Raw genomic sequence first — 8,581 nt, 5'->3', positions numbered from 1 at the left:
TCTGGGTTGAGGCTGGAGAGCTGTGCCATCCACCGCGAAAACTGAACCGCTTTCATGATAGATCCCTCATGCTGGGAAAGATCACGATTCAGTTTAGACCACTGCAACAGATAACTCAGACAGAGCCATTTTCATGGTGGTCTGCGTCGGCGAACCATTACCTCTGCGCAACAGCGTTCTGACCCTGGCCAGAAGCTCTGAGAAAGCAAATGGCTTGATCAGGTAGTCGTCCGCACCCAGCTCCAACCCTTTAACGCGGTCTTCCACACCATCGCGTGCCGTCAAGAACAGTACGGGGACGTCTTTTCCTGCTGCGCGCAACATGCGCAGCACTTCCCAACCGTCCAGCCCAGGCATCATTACATCCAGAATTAGCAGGTCATAGGCTTCGCTAAGTGCATGCTGAAGGGCATCTGTACCGGTCATAACCCGGTCGACATTGAACCCAGCCTCGGTGAGACCTTGCTGGAGGTACGTACCGGTTTTGGGTTCGTCTTCAGCTACCAGTAGTTTCATGTGTGCAGACTCCAAAAGTCGGGTGGCCTGAGTTTGCAGGCAAACCGCGGCCCCAACCAGAAGCTTACGAAAATGTAATTCTGACTTCAGCTCACTGACAGGGTGGCTTGTCTAGGGTGCAAGCATGAGTACTAGGTTGTGCTCTCGGCCCTCGACAGACCAAAAGCAGAGGTGCCGGCCATAGTTTGCACTGATGGAGACTGCCCATGAAATCGCTGAAACCTTTGCTTCTGGTTGGTTCGCTACTGCTGTCTTCCATGGCTTGGGCCGAAGGGGGCAGCGACCGTGTATTCGAGCGCATCCAGCAGATGCGCGACAAAGCAGAAGCCGTGCTGATCCAGGCGGAGAAGGCCCCGGTCGGCGAGCGGCATGTGCACATGAAGGAGCATATGAACATGCTCGAAGACATCATGAGCCAGCTGCACAACGAACATCCCGCGCCAAACATGTCTGCCGAAGAGCATCTGGCCTGGATGGAAAAGCATGACAAGCTGGTAGACGACGTGCTGGGTCAAATGATTCGAGAGCACAAGCTGATGATGGCCGACAAGGAATGCCATCAGTAAAGATTTCCCCCATCTTACAGGCCTTTCGTGATTGCTCCTTCGGCCTAGCGGCGCCTTTATGGCGCCGTGCTTTTTCCCAGCTGACGCAATTGTAGTTTTGGGGTCAGCGGCCTGGCAGCAAGCGGGGAATAGCATGAGATTTCCAGCACCCATCTCGAGGTCTCACCATGAAACGCTTACCCCTTAAACTGCTGATCAGCACTCTGTTCATCAGCACCACCTTTCCGGCATTTGCCGAGGTCGGCGGCAGTAGCAATGGCATTGGGCAGCAGGCCCAGGCGACGCCAGCGACTCGTACCATCTTGGTAAAGATGGACGACATCAACTACAGCCAGAAAACGATCGATGTGAAGCCAGGTGAAACCGTGCGCTTCGTTCTGAAGAACGAGGGCGCGTTGATGCACGAGTTCAACATCGGGCAGGCAGCGTCCCAGCTGGAGCACCAGCGCAAGATGGCGTCCTTGTTCAAGGACGGCACACTGACCCCGACCGGCATGGCCGAGCGCATTGTCTGGCATGAGCGTTATGGCATGGGAGACTCCAACCCTCCAGGCTATCCGGAAGTCATCAAAGCCAAGCATGACGACCCGAACGCGGTTCTCGTCGAGCCCGGCACAACCAAAGAGTTCGTGTGGACCTTCCCTAAGGCGGGCAGTTTGAGCTTCGCCTGTACATTGCCTGGGCATTACCAGGCGGGGATGGTCGGTGAGTTTGCTCTGCGTTAGTCCGGCATCGGTGCTACCCGTTGGCCGCGAGCTGGGTAGCACCGATCTGACGAACCTTACTGCGATGTAGTTTTCACGTCAGCGTACCGCCAGCTGCACCTCATTAGCATCGGGACTCATCCCTCCTCAACACCTCAGAGGCACACCATGAAACTCAGACCCGCTTTCATAATCACCACCCTTGGCTTGCTGCTCAGTGCTGCCAATGCGCTGGCCAGCCCGGGCCACAAGAAAGACAGTATTGGGCAACCGGGAGACGGTCAGGCAGTAGATCGCACCATCGAAGTCCGGATGGGGGACATCTTCTTCGAACCCAAAGCAATGGAGATCAAAGCAGGCGAGACAGTTCGCTTCGTCCTGAAAAATGACGGTGCATTGCTACACGAATTCAATCTTGGCAAAGCGGCATCCCATGCCGCGCACCAGAAAGAGATGGCCGCGATGTTTCAGAACGGCACGCTGTCCCCTACAGGTGCACATGACATGAGCAATATGGGCCATGCCATGGGCGGCATGAAGATGGTCGGTATGGAACACGATGACCCCAACAGTGTTCTTGTCGAACCTGGAGCACGCGAAGAGTTGATCTGGACCTTCTCCGCCGCCACCGAACTGGAGTTCGCCTGCAATATTCCAGGACATTATCAGTCGGGAATGGTCGGTAAGGTGACCGTACGCTGACGTTTATTGATACTCGCCAACTCCGTCCAGTCTGAGACACCTATACTGATCCGGCCGCCATTGAAACGAGGCTATTGTCGTGGACCATACCCATCACACCAGTACCACTGAGCCGCCTTTTTGGAAGAGCAAGATTGGCATTGCGCTGATCATGCTGGCCGTAATCGGCATCTTCTATGTAGCGCGTGAGCATTACGGTCATCTTTCGCAGGCCCTGCCGTACCTCATCCTGCTGCTATGCCCGCTGATGCATCTGTTTGGCCACAATCACGGCGGGCACTCCCACTCCAGCAGCACCGCTGTTTCCAAGGACGAAGAAAGGACATAGATCGCATGCAAAAGACCTCCTGCCATCATGACCAGGATCATTCACATAACTCGCACGCCCACTCCGAGAGCCAGCGCGACCCGGTGTGTGGCATGGAGGTCAAACCTGATGGCCCTTATCGCGAGAGCTTTGAAGGGAAGGCCTATCATTTCTGCAGTGCGAAGTGCCTAGAGAAATTCCAAGCAGATCCTCATCAGTACATGAGCCATCAGTCTCATGGGGAGCATCACCAGCACGCGACTCCAGCACCCACATCGACACCTGTAGGTGCTGAATACACCTGCCCGATGCATCCAGAAATCCGTCAACCGGCTCCCGGAAACTGCCCGATCTGCGGGATGACGCTGGAACCTGTCATCCCGGAGCTGGAAGAGGAGGAAAACCCAGAGCTGAAGGACTTCTCGCTGCGGTTCTGGTGGACCCTACCGTTGACCGTCATCGTGACCGTATTGGCGATGGCCGGCCATTCCTTGCAACTGTTTCATGGCACGACCCAGAACTGGGTCGAGCTGGCTCTGGCGACGCCCGTGACGCTATGGGTGGCTGGGTATTCTTCACCCGCGGCATTGACTCCATCCGCCACCGCAGCCCCAACATGTGGACCCTGATCGGTTTGGGAACGGCCGCTGCCTACCTCTACAGCGTGGCCGCTACCTTGGTTCCGCAGTGGTTTCCGGCGGCCTTTGCCCAGGACGGACGTATCGGCGTCTATTTTGAAGCAGCCGCAGTGATTATCTCACTCACGCTGTTGGGCCAAATGCTCGAACTCAAGGCCCGCTCGCAGACTTCGGCAGCCATCAAGTCACTGCTGAGGCTGGCACCAAAGACTGCGCGTCGCATCAAGCCCGATGGCCAGGAAGAAGATATTCCGCTGACACATGTCCATCAGGGCGACCACCTACGTGTCCGGCCGGGAGAGAAAGTCCCGGTGGACGGTACGGTTCTAGAGGGTGAGAGCGCCGTCGACGAGTCGATGCTTACCGGAGAACCGTTACCCGTGACCAAGCGGGTAGGGGATGCCCTTATCGGTGCCACCCTGAACACCCACGGCAGCCTGGTGATGGAGGCGCAGAAGGTCGGTGCCGAGACCATGCTGTCGCAGATCGTTCAGATGGTGGCCAGAGCCCAACGTTCCAAGGCCCCCATGCAGCGTATGGCTGATGCGGTGGCAGGGTATTTCGTGGTCGGGGTGATCCTGATCGCGATTCTGACCTTCTTCGGCTGGGGGCTATTAGGGCCGGAATCAGGCTGGGTATTTGGCCTGATCAATGCGGTGGCGGTGCTAATCATTGCGTGTCCCTGCGCTCTGGGTCTGGCAACCCCGATGTCCGTCATGGTTGCGACTGGCAAGGCCGCTAGCAGCGGTGTGTTGTTCCGCGATGCCAGCGCCATCGAAAATCTATGCAAGATCGACACGCTCATCGTCGACAAGACTGGAACCCTGACTGAGGGGCGTCCCGTATTCCATAGTGCGGAAGGGACAGGCGGTTACGACTCCAATGAAGTGCTGCGCCTGGCTGCTAGTCTCGACCAGGGTAGTGAGCACCCGCTGGCTCATGCCATCGTCGATCATGCGCGCGGTCAGGGCATTGCACTGGTCAAACCGGACACTTTCGAATCAGGCTCGGGTATTGGTGTGCGCGGCCAGGTCGATGACCATCAGCTGCAGCTCGGCAACACCGCACTGATGGACGAGGCGGGCGTCGATATTACCCCGCTGCGCAATCGCGCCGAGCAACTGCGTCTGGAAGGCATCAGCATCATCTATTTGGCCGTTGATGGTCGCCTGGCGGGACTCCTGGCCGTTTCCGATCCGATCAAGCCTACTTCTCAACAGGCTGTCTCCAAGCTTCAAAGCGAAGACGTAAAGGTCATCATGGCCACTGGTGATGGCCTCACCACAGCAAGAGCCGTGGCGAAGCAGCTCGGAATCGAGGAAGTGCATGGTGAGGTCAAACCGCAGGATAAGGAGAAACTGGTCGCCGATTTGCAGGGCTATGGCCGTCGTGTCGCCATGGCGGGTGACGGCATCAACGATGCGCCCGCCCTGGCCAGGTCTGACGTAGGTATCGCCATGGGCACCGGTACCGATGTGGCGATGAACAGCGCCCAAGTGACGCTGGTCAAGGGAGATCTGATGGGCATCCTGCGAGCGCGCACCCTGTCAGTGGCAACCGTGAAAAACATGAGGCAGAACCTCGCCTTTGCGTTCCTCTACAACGCGATGGGAATCCCGCTAGCAGCGGGGCTGCTGTACCCGCTGACGGGGCATCTTCTGTCGCCCTTGATTGCTGCGCTGGCGATGAGTGTCAGCTCGGCGTCGGTGGTCTTCAATGCTCTGAGGTTGAAATCAACGGACATCGGATAGGCTTCCATACCACCGACCAGGTGATTATTCAGAAGCGCATCTGACCGGAAAATGCCGTACGGTAGTTTCCGGTCCGACCTATCTGTCGCAACACATAGTGACGAGGTGACGTTCGATGGACTGTTGCCGCTGCGGGTAGGAGACTGGTCGTCGTTAACCCATGAGGACTCTCCGTGGCCCGCATTCGCAGACTGATTATCAGCAACTTCCGATCTATCCAGGCGCTCGACTGGGTGCCGGCCCCAGGAATTAACTGCCTCATAGGTCCTGGCGATAGTGGAAAGTCCAGCATCCTGGACGCGATTGACCTTTGCGTCGGCGCCCGCCGAGGCGGCACGTTCGGCGACATGGACTTCTTCGCATTAAACGTCGATGTACCCATCACCATCAGCGTGGCGCTTGGCGATCTGCCGTTATCGCTGATGGATATCGATGTCTACGGCGAGTTCTTGCGTGGATTCCATCCCGGTACGGGGGAAGTCGAAGACGAACCGCGAGCGGGGCTGGAGACCGTCATCACCTTGGGTCTGCAAGTTGGTGCCGATTTGGAGCCTGTTTGGACACTTTTCTCCGAGCGCGCGGAGCAGCAGCAACTTGAACGCACTCTTCCCTGGAAAGAACGAGCGGCACTAGCGCCCGCCCGTATCGGCAGCTTTGCGAGCTCGAACCTGTCGTGGAGTCGTGGCTCAGTGCTCAATCGACTTACCGATGAGCGCGCCGAGCTTGGTGCTGAACTGGCGCGCGCCGCTAGGCAAGCAAGAGCGAACTTTGGTAATCAAGCAGCCGAACATCTGACCCAGACGCTTGAGGTCGTGCAACGCACAGCACAGCATCTTGGCGTTTCGGTCGGGGCTATGCCTCAGGCGCTCCTTGACGCACATTCTGTGTCGATTGGCGAGGGGGCGATCGCGCTGCACAGTGAAACAGGTATTCCGCTGCGCTCCCTTGGCACGGGCTCGTCACGCTTGCTAGTGGCAGGGCTTCAAAGGGCTGCGGCCAGCGCCGCGCCAATTGCCCTGGTTGATGAGGTGGAATACGGGCTTGAACCTCATCGGCTCATGCGATTCCTGGACTCGCTGGGTGCAAAGGACGCTGCCGCTCCGTTGCAAGTGTTCATGACGACGCACTCGCCGGTCGCGCTGCGCGAGCTGTCCGGCAGCCAGTTATTCGTTGTTCGGTCAGCACCTCAGCGCCACAGTGTTATGCCAGCTGGGGAAGCCAACGAGGTACAAAGTACCCTTCGGAAGGACCCCGAAGCATTCCTCGCCAAATCCATCATCGTTTGCGAGGGGGCCAGCGAGGTTGGCTTCGCGCGTGGCCTTGACCAATGGTGGGTCAGTCTTGGCGCTACCTCATTCCTGGCCCATGGCGGCGCGTATGTGGACGCCGGCGGGGGAAGCCCCGATAACAGTCTTATCCGGGGAACAGCACTTCTGAACTTGGGTTACCGCGTGATGGTTTTTGTAGATGCCGACAAGCCTTCGACCGCGGGGCTCGCTGAAGCATTCTTGGCCGCCGGCGGGCAAATTCTTACATGGCGACCAGGCCTCACTCTGGAGGACGAGATCTTCCGCCATCTCAGTGAGCAAGCACTCGATGCACTTCTGGCGAAAGCCGAAACAATAGTGGGTGCAGAGCTGATGAACGCACACATTCAGACGAAGTCCCAAGGACGTGTGACACTACATGACATCAAAGCTGAAAGACTTATTCAGGGCTACTTGCCCGCGACGCGAGAGCTTTTGGGAGCTGCATCTCGTATCCGCAACAGCGGGTGGTTCAAGTCGTTGACAACCTATCAGGAGGTTGCAAGGGACATCGTCGGCCCGTCTCTACAGAACGCCGACCCGGGCTTCATGGCAGTCACGAATCAGCTCTGGACGTTTACAAGTGCCCCCTGAGATTGATCTTTTCGCTATCGAGCGTGGCTCCATAACGGCCCCCGCAGGTTGTGGAAAAACGCAATTGATTGCCGAGACGCTCATCGCGCATACGCAGAGCAAACCCATCCTCGTACTAACGCATACGAACGCCGGCCTTGCGGCCTTACGGGCGCGCCTGAGACGAGCCGGTGTTCCTAACTCCGCATATCGAGTCTCCACCATTGACGGATTCTCGATGCGCCTGATCGCTAAGTTCCCAGCGCGAAGCGGCCATAACCCGCAGATCCTACAGCTGCATCAACCCAATACTGACTACCCGGCAATTCGGGAGGCCGCCATGCAGTTGTTGCAGGCCGGTCACCTCGCTCAGCCCCTTCGCGCCACCTATGCACGGTTGCTTGTCGACGAGTACCAAGACTGCAACGTCGTCCAGCACGCCATCGTGTCTGGTTTGGCCCAGGTGCTTCCGACCTGCGTGCTCGGTGACCCGATGCAAGCCATATTCAGCTTCCGTGGCAATCGACTGGTGCATTGGGCGAATGAGGTGCAACCCCTGTTTCCCGCAGCGGGAGAGTTGAGGATACCGTGGCGCTGGCGGCTGGCTGGAGCTGAGAACCTCGGGCAGTGGCTGCTCGCCATAAGGCAACAACTTCAAGCTGGTCAGCCGGTGGATCTGCGCACGGCTCCAGCAGAAGTGCGTTGGGTGCAGCTAAACGCCGGAACCGAAGTTCAGCAGCGACTGGTGGCCGCGAGAACCGAAGCTCCCAACGCTCAGGGTAGCGTCCTCATCATCGGGGACTCCATCAACGTGCAAGGTCGCCATCAGCTCACGAGCCAGACACCCGGTGCCATGGCCGTAGAAGCCGTCGACCTGAGAGATCTCGTCAACTTCGCCAGGAACTTTGACTTGCAGGGTGCCAATGCTCTGGCACAACTTGTGGAGTTTGCTTCCAGCGTAATGACGGGGGTAGGTGCAGCAAACCTGCGAACGCGCGTGGAGTCGCTGCGTGCAGGAAGGGCCCGAACGCCTCCGACCGCGGCCGAGGCTGCGGCGATCGATTTCGTAGCAGCGCCAACATTGGGGCAAGCGCTCCGTGTGATCGATACGCTCGCTGAGCAGCACGGGGCACGTGTATACCGACCGGAGGTTCTGTACTGCTGCCGGTCTGCAATGCAAGCGGTGGTGGGAGGTGCTGCCGACTTTCTGAGTGCAGCCATTCAAGCGCGAGAGCGCAATAGACACCTTGCCCGACCGATCGCAAGACGCTCTGTAGGCAGCACATTACTTCTCAAGGGGCTGGAGGCGGATGTCTCGGTTGTCCTGCATCCTGAGCTTATGACCCCCCAGAATCTATACGTCGCACTGACGAGGGGCGCAAGGCATGTCGTGGTGTGTTCACCAACCCCCATCCTTACGCCCGTGGTAAACGGCTGATCCTTTTGTAGCGCTTATGGGCTTGACCTTGCCATCGTGTCAAGGTCGATGCTGTCCGCGCGGTAACTTGAGCCGCGGA

General features: G+C 58.1%; 6 protein-coding genes and 2 pseudogenes. 7 read left to right on the top strand and 1 reads right to left on the bottom strand.

Going from position 1 to position 8,581, the window contains the following annotated elements; all coding sequences use genetic code 11:
- Positions 1-105: 105 nt before the first annotated feature.
- Positions 106-516: pseudogene (locus PSOLE_RS14130) on the bottom strand (response regulator); the annotation flags it as partial.
- A gap of 206 nt (positions 517-722) precedes the next feature.
- Between PSOLE_RS14130 and PSOLE_RS14125 the strand changes: the two are divergent.
- From PSOLE_RS14125 to PSOLE_RS14090, 7 genes and pseudogenes are all read left to right on the top strand, one after another.
- Positions 723-1,082, top strand: coding sequence for a co-regulatory protein PtrA N-terminal domain-containing protein (locus PSOLE_RS14125; RefSeq protein ID WP_003139552.1), 360 nt, complete (start codon positions 723-725; stop codon positions 1,080-1,082).
- A gap of 167 nt (positions 1,083-1,249) precedes the next feature.
- Complete coding sequence (locus tag PSOLE_RS14120; RefSeq protein ID WP_003139550.1) at positions 1,250-1,807, top strand: cupredoxin domain-containing protein; 558 nt, start codon at positions 1,250-1,252, stop codon at positions 1,805-1,807.
- Positions 1,808-1,954: 147 nt separating this feature from the next.
- Positions 1,955-2,488 (top strand): cupredoxin domain-containing protein, encoded by a 534-nt coding sequence (locus PSOLE_RS14115; RefSeq protein ID WP_003246762.1) that lies wholly within the window; start codon positions 1,955-1,957, stop codon positions 2,486-2,488.
- A 79-nt stretch (positions 2,489-2,567) separates the two neighbouring features.
- Positions 2,568-2,816: a DUF2933 domain-containing protein gene (locus tag PSOLE_RS14110; protein WP_003246761.1), complete on the top strand. Its 249-nt coding sequence runs from the start codon at positions 2,568-2,570 to the stop codon at positions 2,814-2,816.
- A gap of 5 nt (positions 2,817-2,821) precedes the next feature.
- Positions 2,822-5,184: pseudogene (locus tag PSOLE_RS14100) on the top strand (heavy metal translocating P-type ATPase).
- 173 nt (positions 5,185-5,357) lie between these two features.
- Positions 5,358-7,085 carry an ATP-dependent nuclease gene (locus tag PSOLE_RS14095; protein ID WP_074860380.1) on the top strand — a complete coding sequence of 576 codons (1,728 nt, stop codon included), beginning with the start codon at positions 5,358-5,360 and terminating at the stop codon, positions 7,083-7,085.
- Positions 7,075-8,502, top strand: a complete 1,428-nt coding sequence (locus PSOLE_RS14090) for a UvrD-helicase domain-containing protein (RefSeq protein WP_074860378.1) — start codon at positions 7,075-7,077, stop codon at positions 8,500-8,502. Before PSOLE_RS14095 ends, PSOLE_RS14090 begins: the two co-directional genes overlap by 11 nt.
- Positions 8,503-8,581: the final 79 nt, after the last annotated feature.

This window comes from Pseudomonas oleovorans subsp. oleovorans (assembly GCF_002197815.1).
GTDB lineage: Bacteria > Pseudomonadota > Gammaproteobacteria > Pseudomonadales > Pseudomonadaceae > Aquipseudomonas > Aquipseudomonas oleovorans.
This window is presented reverse-complemented; position numbering and strand designations above follow the sequence as displayed.

Coding starts and splice junctions, on each gene's coding strand:
- PSOLE_RS14125 (WP_003139552.1), top strand. CDS start 723: ATGAAATCGCTGAAACCTTTGCTTCTGGTTGGTTCGCTACTGCTGTCT.
- PSOLE_RS14120 (WP_003139550.1), top strand. CDS start 1,250: ATGAAACGCTTACCCCTTAAACTGCTGATCAGCACTCTGTTCATCAGC.
- PSOLE_RS14115 (WP_003246762.1), top strand. CDS start 1,955: ATGAAACTCAGACCCGCTTTCATAATCACCACCCTTGGCTTGCTGCTC.